This is a genomic window from Nocardia sp. NPDC055321 (assembly GCF_053645575.1).
Genome location: NZ_JBSHMS010000004.1, coordinates 136,455 through 152,888, shown reverse-complemented (window position 1 = coordinate 152,888; position 16,434 = coordinate 136,455). Strand labels below are relative to the sequence as shown.

The window sequence follows — 16,434 nt, the reverse complement described above, 5'->3', positions numbered from 1 at the left end:
CCGCCCGCGACGACCGCAGCCCGAACCCGAAATCTGCGGAACTGGGCCGGATGGGGCGTGCGGCTCGCGCAGGCAGGTCCGCACGGCCACGAGCACCCCGCCGCGCCGGACCCTGCGGCTCGGTGAGATCCGCTCGGGCATAGCGGAACCGGCAGCGAGTCCCCGGGAACCGCTATCGAGCGGGTCGGTCAGCCGGTGATTCCGGCGCGGACCGTCGCGTGCAATTCGCGGAGGCTCGAGCGTTCGGTCGCCACCTCCAGGACCCGGACGCCGTGGGCGGGGCGGGTCAGCTCCACCGCCAACTCGGCGGGATCCACCTGGCGATGGGGCACCCGGTAGGCCGCGCACAGGGCCGCGAGATCCATGCCGTGCGGGGTGCCGAAGACGCGTTCGAAGACGCCCGCGTACTGCGGATCGCCCTGTTCGAGGAGTTCGAAGATGCCGCCGCCGTCGTCGTTCGCGACCACGATCGTGAGGTCCTCCGGGCGCGGTTCGCCGGGGCCGATCAGCAGGCCGGACGCGTCGTGCAGGAACGTCAGGTCGCCCATCAGCGCGACCGTGCGGCCGGCATGGGTCAGGGCCGCGCCGACCGCGGCGGACACCGTGCCGTCGATCCCGGCCACGCCGCGGTTGGACAGCACCCGCACTCCCGGCCGCGGCTCGGACACCAGCGCGGCGTCGCGCACCGGGTTCGACGCGCCCAACAGCAGCTGATCACCCTCGCGCAGCGCGGCCATGACCACGGCCGCCACGTGCAATCCGGTGGGCTTGGGATGGGCGGCCAGCTCGGCGCGCACCACGGCCACGGCCCGCTCGTTCAGGTCCCGGCACTGGTCGAGCCACTCGGCGCGCGGTGTGCCGGAGGTGACCGCGCGCGTGCCGGTCCCGACCACGTTGCCGGACACATCGGGCCAGCGCGGGCCGGTGGTCAGCGCGAACACCGTCACCTCGGGATCGGCCAGCACCTTCGCGACCTGCCGGTGCAGGGTGGGCCGGCCGGTGATGATCGCCTGCTTCGGCCGCACCAGCGACAGCGCCAGCGGATGCAGCGGCGGCCCGTGCATGGGCGCGGTGGGCTCGGCGACGGTCGGCAGCGCCGCGAGCTCGGGCCGATGGCCCGCACCGTGGCCGGAGATGACCACGGTGTCCGGGCTCAGATCGATGTCGAGCGGCACATCGAGGGTGGCGTATTGCGTTGCGGTCCAGGGCCGGTCGTCGCTGCGCCCCAGCGGCAGCGGATCGCCCGACGCCATGTCCGGCACCAGCGGCTCGCGCAGCGGGATGTCGAAATGCACCGGCCCGGCGTTGCCGGAGCGGGTGCCGCGCGCGGCGGCCAGCACCCGGCACACCGCCGAGCGCCAGACGCTGTTCTGCTTGGGGTAGACCTCGCCGGACTCGCCCGCGGCCGGCCCGAGGCCATCGCTCCGCAGCTGCCCGGGGATCTCCCCCGCCGGCTCGAGGCTCTCACTTTCGGCCAGCCCGAGGCTGATGGTCGCGCGCACCTGACTGCCGAACAGCCCCAACTGCTCGACGGTCTGGTTCGCGCCGGTGCCCAGCATCTCGTAGGGCCGGTTCGCGCTGATCACGATGAGCGGCACCCGCGCGTAGTTGGCTTCGAGCACCGCGGGCCCCAGATTGGCGACGGCGGTGCCGGAGGTCATGACCACCGGAACGGGCCGGCCGCTCGACAGGGCGAGGCCGATGGCCAGGAATCCGGCGGCGCGCTCGTCGATCCGCATGTGCAGGCGCAGCCGCCCGGCCGCGTCGGCGGCCTGTAAGGCGAAGGCCAGGGGCGCGTTTCGCGATCCCGGGCACAGGACCACGTCTCGGACTCCGCCGCGCGCGAGTTCGTCGACGACGACGTGCGCCTGTGCTGTCGAGGGGTTCACAATCCCAGCCTCTCAGACAGTCGATCTCCGCGCTGCGTCGGCCCGATCACACCCGGCGTGTTCTAGTTAGGGTGCGCTAACCTAAGCCCATGGCCAAGCGCACCAAACATCTCAAGCCCGAACACCGGGAAATCCTCACCGCCGAAGTACTCGCGAGCAAGCGCGTCAGCCCGAATTTCGTGCGCGTGACCCTCGGCGGCGACGGCCTCGCGGGATTCACCGCGATGGGCTACGACCAGTGGTTCCGGCTCTTCATGCCCGGCCGCGACGGCACCCTCACCCTGCCCACCTCGGCGAGCACCCTGGGCTGGTACGCGCAGTACCTGATGATGGGCAAAGAGCACCGCCCGCTGGTGCGCAACTACACCGTGCGGGACTACCGCGCTGCCGGTTTCGGGGAGTTCGGCAGCACGGCGGAACTGGACATCGACTTCTTCTCGCACGGCGACGACAGCCCGGCCTCCACCTGGGCCAACGGCGCGGCCCCCGGCGACCGGGTCGGCCTGCTGGACGAGGGCGCGACCTTCCAGCTCACCGAGGGCGCGAATTTCGCCCTGCTGGCGGGTGACGAGAGCGCGCTGCCCGGTATCGCCGGCTCCCTGCGCTCGGCCCCGCGCGAGCTGAAGGGCGCGGCGTTCATCGAGCTGCCCGATCTCGCCGATGCCCAGGACTTGGGCGAGCCCGAGGGCGTGCAGGTGCACTGGATCATCCGCACCGACGCGAACGCCGAGATCGGCGCGACCGTGGCCGCGGCCGTGCGCGCGGCGGAACTGCCGGCCGCGGGCGTCTACGCGTTCCTCGCGGGCGAGCAGAAGCTGGTATCGGGGTTGCGGCGATTCCTGGTCCAGGAACGCGAAATCCCCAAGGCCGATATCACTTTCACCGGCTACTGGCGAGTCGGTAAGGCCGCGGGCTGATTTCGGCCGCCGGGTACGCATTCACCGGCGCGTTCGAGCCGGGATCCCCTGACAGCGAAAAGGGGATCCGCGCACTGCCTCGAATTCGGGTATTTTCCACCCGAATTGGGTGACACAGACTTTATGCAGTCCGTGTTCGCGGCCCGGCTCCGGGCCGCGAACCGGTCATTTGATTAACCAGCGTGACGCTGGATCAGGGCGCCGACGCGCGGAAGCGCCTCGGCGACATGCTTCTTCGCCGAGGACCGCATCGAGCCGTAGACCTTGGTCAGCGCGGGCCGCGAGGACGACTCGGCGCGCTCGTCGGTGACCGAGAGCAGCGCCTCGGAAACCTCGTCCTGCTTGGCGACCAGCAGATCGGCGAACGAACCGGCGCCCGAGGCCTGGTACTCGGACCAGTACGGCTCGAGCTGGGCGACGAATCGCGGAATGAAGGACTCCAGCGCGTCGCCGACGATGGTCGGGCTGACCTTCTTCACCGCCGCGTAGCCGCCCTTGACAGCCAGACCCGACGCGCCGCCCTTGTCCGACACCTCAGCATCCAGAACCTCTTTGGCGTCGGCCAGGAAGGCCGGACGCTTGGCATCATCGAGCAGGGATTCAGACAGTGCTGCAACCACTTTCAGGTTCCTCCGGATAGTTTTTCGATGAACGAGCGCATGGAACTATACGCACCGGTGCCCCCGCGCACACGACGCCGACGCGCTAGCGCCGCATGGTGCGGCGATGGCCGCCGCTCCCAGACAGCAACTGCACTGTAAAGCCTCCGCAATCGGTTGGCAGCGTTTCAGATTCGCCGTGTCAACTGGTCACGCGCTCGGATCCAGCGGAGATGAATCGCGTTCCGCGACAATCAGGCTCCTTGTCCAATGTCCGAAATCCGCTATCGCAAATCTCCGGCACCCCGCCCGGGGTGGCCCGAATCGCACGGTCGGGGTGCCCCACGCGGGGCCTCAACCACTAAGTTCGTGCCCGTGACCTTCAATTCAGCGCTGTGGCGGGCAGTACCCGGGTTCGAGAACCTCACCGACATCACCTATCACCGGCATATCGAGCAGGGCACGGTGCGCATCGCCTTCAACCGGCCCGAAGTGCGCAACGCGTTCCGCCCGCACACCGTGGACGAGCTCTACCGTGCGCTCGATCACGCCCGGATGACCTCCGATGTCGGCGCGGTGCTGCTCACCGGCAACGGCCCCAGCCCCAAGGACGGCGGCTGGGCCTTCTGCTCCGGCGGCGATCAGCGCATCCGCGGGCGCAGCGGCTACCAGTACGCCGACGGCGAGACCGCGGACACCGTGGATCAGGCGCGCGCGGGCCGGCTGCACATCCTCGAGGTCCAGCGCCTCATCCGCTTCATGCCCAAGGTGGTCATCTGCCTGGTGAACGGCTGGGCCGCCGGCGGCGGGCACAGCCTGCACGTGGTCTGCGACCTCACCCTGGCCAGCCGCGAGCACGCGCGCTTCAAGCAGACCGACGCCGACGTCGGCAGCTTCGACGGCGGCTACGGCAGCGCCTACCTGGCGAAGATGGTGGGCCAGAAGGCCGCCCGCGAGATCTTCTTCCTGGGCCGGCCGTACACCGCCGAGGAGATGCACCGGATGGGCGCGGTGAACGCGGTCGTCGACCACGCCGAACTCGAGGACGTGGCGCTCGAGTGGTCCGCCGACATCCTCGGCAAATCGCCCCAGGCGATCCGCATGCTCAAGTACGCGTTCAACCTCACCGACGACGGCCTGGTCGGCCAGCAGCTCTTCGCGGGCGAGGCCACCCGCCTGGCCTACATGACCGACGAGGCCGTCGAGGGCCGCGATTCGTTCCTGCAGAAGCGCGCACCGGACTGGTCGGCCTACCCCTGGTACTTCTGAAAACCGGACGGCTCGCCACCCGAGCCGGGCACGATGGGATGTGCGCGGCCCGGCGAGCCGCCGCGGCGCGATGGGAGCATCGCGCCGGGACCGAAACACGCACGGGGCATCTCACCGGAGAGAAGCGGAGGCACAGCGCATGGAGATTCTGAGCAGTCGGCTGATTCTGCGACCCGCGGACTACGCGACGACGCTGGCCTTCTATCGGGACACGCTGGGCCTGGCCATCGCCCGGGAGTACCCGGGCGGCACGGTGTTCTTCGCCGGGCAGGGGCTGATCGAGGTGGCCGGGCACGGCGGCGGGGAGCCGGCCGGATTCGCGGGGGCGATCTGGCTGCAGGTGCGCGACTGCGAGGACGCGGCGGCCGAACTCGCCCTCGCCGGGGTGCGGATCGACAGGGGCCCGACCAAGGAACCCTGGGGACTGATCGAGATGTGGATCCGGGATCCCGACGGCGTACCGCTGGTGCTCGTCCAGATCCCGGCCGACCACCCGATCCGCCGGGACAGCCGCCCGCCGAGCACCGACTGACGTCCCCGGTCACGCGCCCGCGAAACGCCTACCACGCCGTACCACACCCGGCGTGTCCGGGGGCACCGGTTAACGGATCGTTAATGGCGTAGCGCAAACTGGTCGGCGTGTCTGCCGAACTGCTCGTTCTGCTGATCGTTGTTCTCACAGCCTTGGCGTTCGACTTCACCAACGGATTCCACGACACCGCGAACGCGATGGCCACTTCGATCGCAACCGGTGCGCTCCCGCCGCGTACCGCCGTACTCCTGTCCGGTTTCCTGAATCTGGTCGGCGCCTTCCTGAGCGTCGCCGTCGCCGCCACCGTGGCGGCGGGCATCGTGGACCTGTCGGAAGTCAGCGGAAAAGCCCTGCTCGACATCGTCTTCGCGGGCCTCGTCGGCGGCATTCTCTGGAATCTGTTCACCTGGTTGCTCGGACTGCCGTCCTCCTCCTCGCACGCCCTGTTCGGCGGCCTGATCGGCGCGACCATCGCGGCGCTCGGCTGGGACGGGGTGATCTGGACCTCGGGTCACACCGGCGTCATCGCGAAGATCATCATTCCGGCGCTGCTCGCCCCGGTGGTCGCCGCGCTGGTGGCCTCCATCGGCTCGTGGCTCGTCTACCGCATCACGCGCGGCAGCAACGAGAAGACCGTGGAGAGCGGATTCCGGTGGGGGCAGATCGGATCCGCCTCACTGGTCTCGCTCGCGCACGGCACCAACGACGCGCAGAAGACCATGGGCATCATCTTCCTGGCCCTGATCGCGCACGGCTCGGCCTCGGCCGGGGATCCGCTGCCGCTGTGGGTCATCGTGTCCTGCGCGGTCGCCATCGCCGCCGGCACCTGCCTGGGCGGCTGGCGGATCATCCGCACGCTCGGCAAGGGCCTGGTCGACATCGCGCCGCCGCAGGGCTTCGCGGCCGAATCCACCAGCGCCGCGATCATTCTCACCTCGGCCCACTTCGGCCTGCCGCTGTCCACCACGCAGACCGTCACCGGCTCGATCCTGGGCTCCGGCCTCGGCCGCCCCGGCGCCGAGGTGCGCTGGGCGGTCCTCGGTCGTATGGTCGTGGCCTGGGTGCTCACGCTCCCGATGGCGGGCCTCGTCGGCGCGGTCTGCTGGGCGATTCTGGACGGCATCGGCGGCACCGCGGGCACCCTCGTGGTCTTCGCGCTGCTCATCGCCGCGGCCACGCTGATCTGGCTGCGCTCGCGGCGCACCGCGGTCAATTCGCACAACGTCAACGACGACTGGCAGCAGCCGGAGGGGCCCGGCGCCGCAGTGCGCAGCCAGGATTCCGTCGGCAACGAGATCGCCTAGGAGCGCGGGGATGCAGACCCTTCTGTCCAATCTGAGCGAGCTCTGGGAAGTCGTGCTGGCCGCCCTGGTGTTCGGCGCGGGCCTGCCCGCCGTCTTCGCCTACGGCGTGCGCTGCCGCGCCATCGTGGACAGCGGGGCGACCGGGGCCGCACGCCAACTCCACCAGGCGCTCTCGGCCCTGTGCTTCGCCGTGGTCATGATCGCGGCCGTGGTCGGTGTGGTCTTCATCGCACGCGGCTTCCTGGCCGACCGTTTGGGAATCCATCTGCTCGGCGCGTGACACCGACCGATCGAAAGGCACGCTCGTGAGCACTCCGGAACAGCCGAATTCCGAACCGGCGCGGACCCCCGCGCTGACCAACGTCCTGACGAAGGTCCTGGACTGGCTCAAAGCCGGGTACCCGCAGGGCATTCCGCAGTCGGACTACGTGGCCCTGCTCGCGGTGCTGCACCGCAGGCTCACCGATTACGAGGTGCACCTGGTGGTGGAGGAACTCATCACCGAACGGGTGGCCAGCAACGAGATCGCGCGCGCCGACATCGAAGCGGCCATCGCCCGAGTTGCCAAGGAGCAACCCGGCGAGGACGATATCGCTCGGGTGGCATCCCGGCTGGCAGCCGGTGGCTGGCCGCTGGCGACACCGACGTCCGACTGACCGAACCATCACCATCGACCCCCGGCCGCGAACCCCCGCAGGTGCGCCGCCACCCCTTCCCATGACACGATCGCGAACGTGAGCAATACCCTCCGCACACTTCCCATGCCCACCGGTGCATCTGTGGGTGACGTATTGCCGCATCTGCGGGAAGCCTTGGACGGCAACGGTCCTGCGTGGCTGCCCATCCCCACCGCCGATCGCCGCGAGGCCCAGCGGCTCAGCTCGAGCCTGCGGCCCGGCGAGGAGATCGACGACGATGTGGCGCTGGTGGTGACCACCTCCGGCACCACCGGGCTGCCCAAGGGCGCGCTGCTGTCCGCCGCCGCCCTGCGCGCCAGCGGCGACGCCACCCACGAACGCCTCGGCGGGCCGGGCCAGTGGCTGCTGGCCCTGCCCACCCATCACATCGCGGGCATCCAGGTGCTGCTGCGCAGCATTCTGTCCGGCACCGAACCGGCCGCCCTGGACGTCTCGGGCGGCTTCCTGCCCGAGGCGCTGGCGGGCGCGGTGGCGGGCATGACCGGACCGCGCCGCTACACCTCGCTGGTGCCCACCCAGCTCATCAAGGCCCTGGACGAGCCGACCGCGGCCGCCGCGCTGGCGCAGCTGGACGCGGTGCTCATCGGCGGCGCGGCCACCCCCGCGCCGGTGCTGGCCCGGGCGCGCGCCGCGGGCATCAACATCTTCCGCACCTACGGCATGAGCGAGACCTGCGGCGGTTGCGTCTACGAGGGTGTGCCGCTGTCCGGCACCGAGATTCGCATTCAGGACGGGCGCGTCATGCTCGGCGGCGCCATGCTCGCCAAGGGCTACCGCAACCAGCCCGACCATCCGGCGTTCGCCGAGCCGGGCTGGTTCCGCACCGAGGACGCCGGCAGCTACGAGGACGGCGTGCTGACCGTCACCGGCCGCCTGGACGAGGCCATCATGACCGGCGGCCTGCTGGTCATTCCGCAGGTGGTCGAGGCCGTGCTCATCACGCACCCGGGCATCTCCGAATGCGTGGTGCTCGGGCTGCCCGATGATCGGCTGGGCCAGCGCGTGGTCACCGTCATCGTGCCCGCGGCGGGCGCGACGCCGCCGACCCTGGACGAGCTACGCGAGCACGTGGTGGCCGAACTCGACGCCATCGCCGCGCCGCGCGAGCTGGCGGTCATGGACGAGCTGCCGCTGCGCGGGCCGGGCAAGCCCGACCGGACGCGACTGCGCGAACTGCTGGCCGCCGCGTCGCCGAACTGAGCGGCGCGACGATGCCGTCGCGAGCCGGGACAGGGCCGCGCGGCCGCGGCGTGTCGAGCCTCACATTACCGCTGTGACCTGCCGATACTCTCTCGCGTAAGAGGTACGGACCGGCTGCGGGACCGGCTTGCACCGGCACGCAACAGCCGTGCAAGTCGCGTGTAAGTCCCGGGGCACACAGTGGGTGCCATGACTTCTTACACACCTGCTGAGGCGCTCGCCATCGAGGCGAACGACCTGGTCAAGCTCTTCGGGGAGCAGCGGGCTGTCGACGGCGTGAGTCTCGCGGTACCGCGGGGGGCCGTATACGGCGTACTGGGACCCAACGGAGCCGGTAAGACCACCACCATCCGCATGCTCGCCACGCTGCTGCGGCCCGACGGCGGCAGCGCCCGCATCTTCGGCCGCGACGTGGTGGCCGAGCCCACCGCGGTGCGCTCGCTCATCGGCGTCACCGGGCAGTACGCTTCGGTCGACGAAAAGCTCACCGCCACCGAGAATCTCGTCATCTTCTCGCGGCTGCTCGGACTGTCCCGGGCCGACGCGCGCCGCAAGGCGAACGAGCTGCTCGAGGAGTTCGGCCTGACCGAGGCCGCGGACAAGGCCCTGGAGAACTTCTCCGGCGGTATGCGCCGGCGCCTGGACCTGGCCGCGAGCCTGATCTCCGCCCCGCCGCTGCTGTTCCTGGACGAGCCCACCACCGGTCTGGACCCGCGCACCCGCGCCCAGATGTGGGAGACCATCCGCCGCCTGGTGCGCGAGGGCTCCACGGTGCTGCTCACCACCCAGTACCTGGACGAGGCCGACCAGCTGGCCGACAAGATCGCGGTCATCGACCGCGGCAAGGTCATCGCCGACGGCACCTCCGACGAACTCAAGAGCTCGGTCGGCATGTCCGCACTGCAGCTCACCCTCGGCGACCGATCCCGCATCGAGGAGGCGCGAACCCTGGTGGGCGAGTACCTCTCCCGTGCCGCGGGCAAGACCGTCGAGGCCGCCATCAGCCCCGAGGCCGGCCGCGTCACCGCACCGCTGCCCGATCCCAGCGTCACCACCGACATCCTGATCCGCCTGCGCGAGCACGACATTCGCGTCGAGGAGATCAACGTCAGCAAGCCCAGCCTGGACGAGGTGTTCTTCGCGCTCACCGGTCACGGCGCGGACGACAGCGACGACACCACCGATGCAGAGAAGAGCGCGGCATGACCACGACACTCACCGCCCCCGGCCGCCACGCGGCCACCGCCCCGGCCCCGATTCCGGTGGTCAGCAACCACATTCCGCTGAAGCAGACCCTGGCCAACACCATGACCATGGCCTACCGCGGCATCCTCAAGATCAAGCACAACCCGGAACAACTCTTCGATGTCACCGTGCAGCCGATTCTGTTCACCGCCCTGTTCGCCTTCATCTTCGGCGGGCAGATCGGCGGCAGCGTCACCGCGTACCTGCCGATCCTGATTCCCGGCATCCTGGTGCAGACCGTGGTACTGACCTCGGTCGCCACCGGCGTGCAGCTGCGCGAGGACATGGACAAGGGCGTCTTCGATCGCTTCAAATCCCTGCCCATCGCCCGCATTTCGGCCCTGTCCGGCGCGCTGGTCGCCGACATGGTGCGGTACGGGCTGGCCACCACCCTGACCGTGGTCGTCGGCATCGCACTGGGCTACCGCCCGGACGGCGGCGTCCTCGGCGTCGTGGCGGCCGGCCTGGTCACCGTGTTCTGCTCGTTCGCGGTCAGCTGGGTGTGGGCGCTGGTCGGCGTGACCGGCAAGAGCGCCTCCGCGGTGCAGGGCATCTCCATGATGATCATGTTCCCGCTGACCTTCATGTCCGGCGCGTTCGTGCTGGTCGACACCATGCCCGGCTGGCTGCAGGGCATCAACAAGGTCAACCCGATCTACTACATGGTCAACGCCGCCCGCGAACTCATGAACGGCACCGGCGCCACCGCGAACGTGGTGTGGTCGCTGCTCGGCTCGGTCGTGGTGATCGCGATCTTCGCGCCGCTCACGGTGCGGGCGTACATGCGCCGCGCGTGAGCCACCACCCCGGCGATCCAACCGGCCCGCGCACCGAATCCCGGTGCGCGGGCCGGTTGTTCGCGTGCGGGGTGCGCGCCTCAGCGTCGCTCGGCGATCTCCCCCAGCCGGGCCATGATGCGCTGGGCCGCCACCCGGCGGCCCACCCCGGCCACCGCGCGCTCGGCCGCGGCCATGGCGTCCGCACCGACCGCGGGCCGGTGCAGTTCCACGTGCCGTTCCCACAGCATGGACGGGTAGTCCTGCCGGGCAAGCACTTTCGGACCGAGCATCAGCAGCTCCAGCGCCGCCTCGGTGTCCCCGCCGGTGGCCAGCAGATACGAGCCGATCGCGATCGCGACCGCACCGGTCTGCGGCAGATCCCAGAACTGCGGCAGCCGCACCAGGGCGACGTCCACCAGATCCGCCGCCAGACCCCGGTTTCGGTCCGCGGCCCCGTACAGCACGTGCGCGTCCAGCACCGCGGCGGCGATCATGATGTCCCCGGGGCCCGGGGTGATGGTGCCGTGCGGCCACGCCAGCAGGGGCAGCACCTGCTGGAACCGGCGCAGGCCGGTCTCGACATCGCCCGCGGCCAGCGCGATCTCGGCCAGCCCGGCGGTGACCGAGGCGCGGCGATGGTTCGGCTGGATGCGCGCGAGCTCCTCCGCAGGCTCCACGCCGACGCCCGCCAGCGCCGGTTCCAGCTCCCGTCGCGCCTGCTCCAGATCCCCGATGCCGGCCAGCGACGCCGCGAGCGCGCTGCGAATCTCCACGCTCTCCTCGAAGGCCCGCAACCGGGTCAGCAGCTCGACGGCCTCGCGGTAGTAGCCGACCGATTCCGGGTAGCGCGCGGACTGCCCGTACATGCTGCCCAGGTGCTGCGACACCATGGCCTGACCCCAGATATCGTTCCCGGCCCCGGAATCCAAGGCGTACAACGCGTCTCGGATCGAGCCGTTCACATCCCCGGCGTTCTCGCGAATGTTCGCCCGGAACAGCAGCGCCGAGGTCCGGGTCCACGGGTCCGCCGAGCGCACGCCCGTGACCAGCACCCGGCCCAGCGCGTAGGGATCGGCCCGCACGGTCGCCAGCTCACCCAGGAACGCGAACATCGGCGAGAGATTCCCGGCCACCCGCAACCGCCGGACGCGGCTCCGGAACAGCGCGAACTCCCGTGGGCCGCTGTCGGCGTACATCAGGTGCAGGCCGAGTACCAGCTGACCGAACATCTGCAGATCCGCCTCGGCGACCGTGAGCGGGCCGGTGCGCAACGGCAGCCGCAGCATGCGCGGACCCCAGCCGATCAATTCCATGTGCGCGCCCCGCATGACCCACAGCAGCGACAGCACCGGGAACACCGTGTGCGCGGTGGCGGTGTCGACGCGGTCGAGCGCGTAGCGCAGCACCGCCACCAGATTGTCGGTCTCGGCGGCCCCGGACAGCACGACCCGCACCTGATCGCCGGTGGCGTAGCGATGCACCGAATCGACCGCGAACGTCCTTGCCCAGCACGACATCCGGTCCATGACCAGATGTTCTTCGGCGGCCGTCGCCAACTGCTCCTCGCCGAACTCCCGGACCGTCTCCAGCATGCGGTAGCGCAGCGTGTCGGTCTCGTCGTCGGGTTCGAGCACGGTGAGCAGCGACTGGCTCACCAGGCCGTCCACCGCCGCGGCCACATCCGGGACATCGGGTCCGGCGACGACCGCCTCGGCGGCGGCCAGGGTGAACCCGGCCGGGAAGCGGCACAACCGGCGCAGCGCCACCCGTTGCTCGCCGTCCAGCAAATTCCAGCTCCAGTCGATGACCGCGTGCAGGGTGCGATGGCGTTCGGGGGAACTGCGATCGCCGCTGCGCAGCAACGCGAATCGGTGTTCGAGCCGGGATTCGATCTCCTCCACGCTCATCGTCCGCGTGCGCGCGGCGGCCAGTTCGATAGCCAGCGGCAGCCCGTCCAGGGTGCGGCACAGCCGCGCCACCACCTCCGGATCCAGTCGCACCGACGGCCGCACCGCGCGGGCGCGGGCGTTGAACAGATCGGTGGCGGGTGAGCCGTCCGCGTCGATCATCAAGGGCGGCAGCGGATACACGGCCTCGGCGGTGATCTCCAGCGGCGCGCGGCTGGTGGTCAGCACGGTCAAATGCTCACTGGCCCCGACCAGGTCGGCCACCACCTCGGCCACCACCGCGATCAGATGTTCGCAGTTGTCCAGGATCAGCAGCATCGGCCGGGAGGTCAGCGCGTCGCGCAGGCGCCGGCCGACGTCACGCGCGAGCGTGCCGCGCAGCACGCTGCTGTCGCGGCTCAGCTCGCCGATGCCGAGCGTGGTGGCGATGGCCGCCTCGATCTCGGCCCGGGTGCCCTCGTCCCCGCCGGGATCGGCTCGTATCGAGGCCAATTCGACCAGGGCCACCGTCCGCTCGTGCGCCACCCGCGCCCCGAGTTCGTTGGCGACCCGCGTCTTTCCGGTGCCGCCGGGCCCGAGCACCGTGGTCACCCGCGACGTGGTCAGCAGTCGCTGCAACGCGTCCAGGTCCGCGGCCCGCCCCAGCAGTGGGTTCGGCGCGGCCCGCAACCCGATCGCCGAGGGCGCCGCGTCGGCCTGCTCCCGCGCGGCCGCCGCGAGCCGTTCCGCCGGTGCCCGCACCGCGCCGTAACCCGGGGCCGAATCGGCCCGCCCGCCTGATATCGCGCGCAATGCGGGGGAATCAGCCTGTCCCCCTCGATTTTCCGTCCGCCGCTGACCGCCCGGATCACGCGCGCTCACGCGCGCGTCCGCGGCGTCATCAGTGCCCGCAGCATCCGACGCGTGCTCGGACCACAGTGTGCTGCCGCGACCCGTGACACCGCCGGTCGAGCGCGATCCTCCGGCTTCGGTGTCCCACGCGCCATCCGGCTCCTCGCCGGACCACCGCGCGTCCCCACTCGCCGCGGCGCTACCCGCACGACGCGAACTTCCGGCATTCCCATCGCGCTCTTCATCGGCTGCGCCGCGCATCCGCCCGCCGATATCCCGGAGGCGTTCCATCGCACCCGTACCGGTGTCCGACACCACCGGATAGCCCTGTCCCCCAGCTTGATTCGGACCGATAGCGGTTCCAGCGATCGTGCCCGGCAGCTCGTCGCCGCGCAGGATCGCGGTGTTGAGCGCGGTGACCGCGGGACCGGGCCCGACGCCGAGCTGATCGGCGAGCCTGCCGCGCAGGGCGGCGAAGACCTCGAGGGCCTCGTTCCCGCGCCCGGCCGCGGCGAGCAGGCGCATCAGCGTCGCGTGCGCGGGTTCGCCGAAGGGATCCGCCGCGGCCGCGCGGCGGGCCAGTTCGAGCGCGCCGTCCACATCGCCGATCCCGGAGCGGGCGGCCAGTTCGAGCGCGTCCAGAGCCTTGGCCCGGGTTCCGGCCAGCGTCACCAGTTCCTCGGCGACCGGGCCCGGCGGCAGGTCGGCGCCCGGCTCACCGCGCCACAGCGTGCGCGCGGCAGCGATCCATTCCAGGCAGGCCGCCTCGTCGCCGGCGTCGTGCGCGCGGCGGGCTCGCGTCTCGTACTGTTCGGCGCGCGCGAGGTCGACCTGGTCGGGCGCGATGACCAGGCGATATCCGGCGGGACCGATCTCCAGTACGCCCTCGGGCAGCAGCGCCCGCAGCCGGGAGACCTGGGTGTGCAGGGCGTTCGTCGGCGCGCGCGGCGGCTCCTCACCCCACACCTCGTCGATGAGCGCGTGCGCGCTGCGGCTCCGCCCCGGATGCGTGGCCAGCGCCGCGACCAGCAGCCGCGCCCGCGCCCCCGGCACCGCCGCGAGCACCCCGCCCCGCCGCAACGCCACTTCCCCGAGCAGTCCGACGAGCACCGGCTCCGCGTCCCCCGCCCGGCCGGTATGCGAAGGAACCGCCGGGGCGGTAGCGCCCGCGGCGGCGAGCCGGACGACCCCGGCGCCGTCAGAACCGCTTGTTTCCGAAGACATTCCTCGCCAATCGTAGGTGAGCAGCCGGACGCCCGTCCGGTTCACCGCCCCCGCCCCGCGCGCCAGCCCACCGGACATCATCCCGCCGGACACGTCCCTCCGCGCACGATGACCGCACCTCCGCCACCCGCGAATCCGCCCGCATAGCGCCGAACCGGGAATCGACAGCTTCGCCGCGCGATGGCCCGCTCCTCCTCGGCCTCCCGACGACACCATGCCCACATGCCGGTCCGCGCCAGCCTCCTTGCGATGCCCTGTCCACGTGGCGGTCCGCGTCAGCGTCCTTACGATGCCCTGTCCACGTGGCGGTCTCCCCGGCCTCCCTGCGATGCCGGGTCCGCATGACGGTCCTCCTCGACCTCCCCGCGTCGCCATGTCCGCGCGGCGATCCTCCTCGACCACCCGGCGACGCCGTGTCCACGTGGCGATCCCCCTCGGCTACCAGGCGACGCCGTATCCGCGTGACGGTCCTCTTCGACCCGGCGACGCCATGTTCGCATGACAGTCCACCTCGGCCAGCCAGCAACGCCATGTCCGCGCGGCGCTCCTCCTCGCTCGCGCACCGGCCCCGGCGCGTCACGCGCCCGGCACGCCGGAATCGCCGGTGCGGGCCGCGTCGATTCGCGGGTTCCGGGCCGGTGGTCGCCTAAGCTGCTGGTCATGGCGGACTTCGACGTTCATCGGGAGGCGGTCATCGCGGCCGCGCCCGCTCAGGTCCAGGCGCTCATCGACGACTTCCACCGCTGGCGCGAGTGGTCGCCGTGGGAGGACATCGACCCGGCGATGGACCGTGTCTACAGCGGCGCGGACCGCGGCATCGGCGCCCGCTACGCCTGGAGCGGCAACCGCAAGGCCGGGCGCGGCGACATGGAGATCACCTCCGCGACCGCCGACGCCATCGGCATCCGCCTGCACTTCGAGAAGCCGTTCAAGGCGACCAACACCATCGGCTTCGAATTCACCCCGCGGGGCGCCGGCACCCTGGTGACCTGGCGCATGACCGGGCAGCAGACCGGCATCATGGCGCTGTTCGGCAAGCTGATGCCGATGGACAAGATGGTGGGCAAGGACTTCGAGAAGGGGCTGGCCCAGCTCAAGGCCGCCGCCGAATCCTGAGCGCGCCCCGCTCCCGGCCCGCGCACTAGGCTGCGGAGCATGGCTACAGCAGCACAGTGGATCGAGGGAGCGCGGCCGCGCACTCTGCCGAACGCGATCGCCCCGGTCCTGGTCGGAACGGGAGCCGCCGCCTCGATCGACGGCGCGGTGGGCTGGAAAGCGGTGCTGTGCCTGCTGCTTTCGTGCGCCCTCATCATCGGGGTGAACTACGCCAACGACTACTCCGACGGCATCCGCGGCACCGACGACGACCGGGTCGGCCCGCTGCGGCTGGTCGGCTCGAAACTGGCCACCCCCGCCGCGGTGCGCAATGCCGCCCTCGGCTGCCTCGGTCTCGGCGCGGTCCTGGGCCTGATCCTCGTCGCCACCAGCAGCTGGTGGCTGCTGCTGGTCGGCGCGGGCTGCCTGGCCGGCGCCTGGTTCTACACCGGCGGCCGGAACCCCTACGGCTACAGCGGTTTCGGTGAGATCGCGGTGTTCGTGTTCTTCGGCCTGGTCGCGGTGCTCGGCACCCAGTTCGTCCAGGCCGGGCGGGTCGACTGGGTGGGAGTGGCCGGCGCGGTGGCGGTCGGCTCGTTCTCCAGCGCCGTGCTGGTGACGAACAACCTCCGCGACATCCCGACCGACGCGGTCTCGGGCAAGACCACCCTCGCCGTCCGGCTGGGCGACACCCGCACCCGCACACTGCATATCGTGCTGCTCGCCATCCCGTTCGCCGCGACCCTGCTCCTGGCCGCCCGCACCCCGTGGGCGCTGGTCGCGCTGATCGCGCTCCCCCTGGCGATCAAGGCCAACGAACCGGTGCGCGGCAACAAGAACGGGCCCGACCTGATCCCCGCGCTGGCGGGAACCGGCCTGGCCCTGCTGGTCTGGTCGCTGGCGATCGAGTTCGCGCTGTCCTTCGGCTGAAGCCCGGCGCGAACC

14 protein-coding genes are annotated in these 16,434 nt (G+C 71.0%); 11 read left to right on the top strand and 3 right to left on the bottom strand.

What is annotated here, in order from left to right:
* Positions 1-188 precede the first annotated feature (188 nt).
* Positions 189-1,889: a 2-succinyl-5-enolpyruvyl-6-hydroxy-3-cyclohexene-1-carboxylate synthase gene (gene menD, locus ACWIGI_RS07845; RefSeq protein ID WP_454201591.1), complete on the bottom strand. Its 1,701-nt coding sequence runs from the start codon at positions 1,887-1,889 to the stop codon at positions 189-191.
* A gap of 89 nt (positions 1,890-1,978) precedes the next feature.
* On the opposite strand from menD, the gene ACWIGI_RS07840 reads away from it, so the two are divergent.
* Positions 1,979-2,806: a siderophore-interacting protein gene (locus ACWIGI_RS07840; protein WP_454201590.1), complete on the top strand. Its 828-nt coding sequence runs from the start codon at positions 1,979-1,981 to the stop codon at positions 2,804-2,806.
* Between the two features lie 173 nt (positions 2,807-2,979).
* Here ACWIGI_RS07840 and ACWIGI_RS07835 read toward each other — a convergent pair whose 3' ends face one another.
* Entirely contained in the window at positions 2,980-3,426 is a 447-nt protein-coding gene (locus ACWIGI_RS07835; RefSeq protein ID WP_454201589.1) for a DUF6918 family protein, read from the bottom strand.
* A 354-nt stretch (positions 3,427-3,780) separates the two neighbouring features.
* Here ACWIGI_RS07835 and ACWIGI_RS07830 point away from each other — a divergent pair, with 354 nt between their 5' ends.
* The 8 genes from ACWIGI_RS07830 (at position 3,781) to ACWIGI_RS07795 (ending at position 10,450) form a co-directional block, all read left to right on the top strand.
* The gene (locus tag ACWIGI_RS07830; protein WP_454201588.1) at positions 3,781-4,674 is read left to right on the top strand and encodes a 1,4-dihydroxy-2-naphthoyl-CoA synthase; all 894 of its coding nucleotides are present in this window, start codon (positions 3,781-3,783) and stop codon (positions 4,672-4,674) included.
* A 139-nt stretch (positions 4,675-4,813) separates the two neighbouring features.
* Positions 4,814-5,206, top strand: a complete 393-nt coding sequence (locus ACWIGI_RS07825) for a VOC family protein (protein ID WP_454201587.1) — start codon at positions 4,814-4,816, stop codon at positions 5,204-5,206.
* A gap of 107 nt (positions 5,207-5,313) precedes the next feature.
* The gene (locus tag ACWIGI_RS07820) at positions 5,314-6,510 is read left to right on the top strand and encodes an anion permease (protein ID WP_454201586.1); all 1,197 of its coding nucleotides are present in this window, start codon (positions 5,314-5,316) and stop codon (positions 6,508-6,510) included.
* 10 nt (positions 6,511-6,520) lie between these two features.
* Complete coding sequence (locus ACWIGI_RS07815) at positions 6,521-6,790, top strand: hypothetical protein (RefSeq protein ID WP_454201585.1); 270 nt, start codon at positions 6,521-6,523, stop codon at positions 6,788-6,790.
* A 25-nt stretch (positions 6,791-6,815) separates the two neighbouring features.
* Positions 6,816-7,166: a DUF3349 domain-containing protein gene (locus tag ACWIGI_RS07810; RefSeq protein ID WP_454201584.1), complete on the top strand. Its 351-nt coding sequence runs from the start codon at positions 6,816-6,818 to the stop codon at positions 7,164-7,166.
* Positions 7,167-7,271: 105 nt separating this feature from the next.
* Complete coding sequence (gene menE / locus ACWIGI_RS07805) at positions 7,272-8,408, top strand: o-succinylbenzoate--CoA ligase (RefSeq protein ID WP_454201834.1); 1,137 nt, start codon at positions 7,272-7,274, stop codon at positions 8,406-8,408.
* A 189-nt stretch (positions 8,409-8,597) separates the two neighbouring features.
* On the top strand, positions 8,598-9,614 hold the full coding sequence (locus tag ACWIGI_RS07800) for an ATP-binding cassette domain-containing protein (protein WP_454201583.1): 1,017 nt from the start codon (positions 8,598-8,600) through the stop codon (positions 9,612-9,614).
* Positions 9,611-10,450, top strand: coding sequence for an ABC transporter permease (locus ACWIGI_RS07795; protein ID WP_454201582.1), 840 nt, complete (start codon positions 9,611-9,613; stop codon positions 10,448-10,450). The genes ACWIGI_RS07800 and ACWIGI_RS07795 overlap by 4 nt, the downstream gene beginning before the upstream one ends.
* Before the next feature lie 80 nt (positions 10,451-10,530).
* Here the strand turns inward: ACWIGI_RS07795 and ACWIGI_RS07790 are convergent, their stop codons facing one another.
* A complete protein-coding gene (locus tag ACWIGI_RS07790; protein WP_454201581.1) occupies positions 10,531-14,394 on the bottom strand; it encodes an AfsR/SARP family transcriptional regulator in 3,864 nt (1,287 codons plus the stop codon).
* A gap of 660 nt (positions 14,395-15,054) precedes the next feature.
* Here ACWIGI_RS07790 and ACWIGI_RS07785 point away from each other — a divergent pair.
* Together ACWIGI_RS07785 and ACWIGI_RS07780 are read left to right on the top strand one after the other, a co-directional pair.
* On the top strand, positions 15,055-15,510 hold the full coding sequence (locus ACWIGI_RS07785; RefSeq protein ID WP_454201580.1) for an SRPBCC family protein: 456 nt from the start codon (positions 15,055-15,057) through the stop codon (positions 15,508-15,510).
* 39 nt (positions 15,511-15,549) lie between these two features.
* Positions 15,550-16,419, top strand: coding sequence for a 1,4-dihydroxy-2-naphthoate polyprenyltransferase (locus tag ACWIGI_RS07780; protein ID WP_454201579.1), 870 nt, complete (start codon positions 15,550-15,552; stop codon positions 16,417-16,419).
* Positions 16,420-16,434 lie beyond the last annotated feature (15 nt).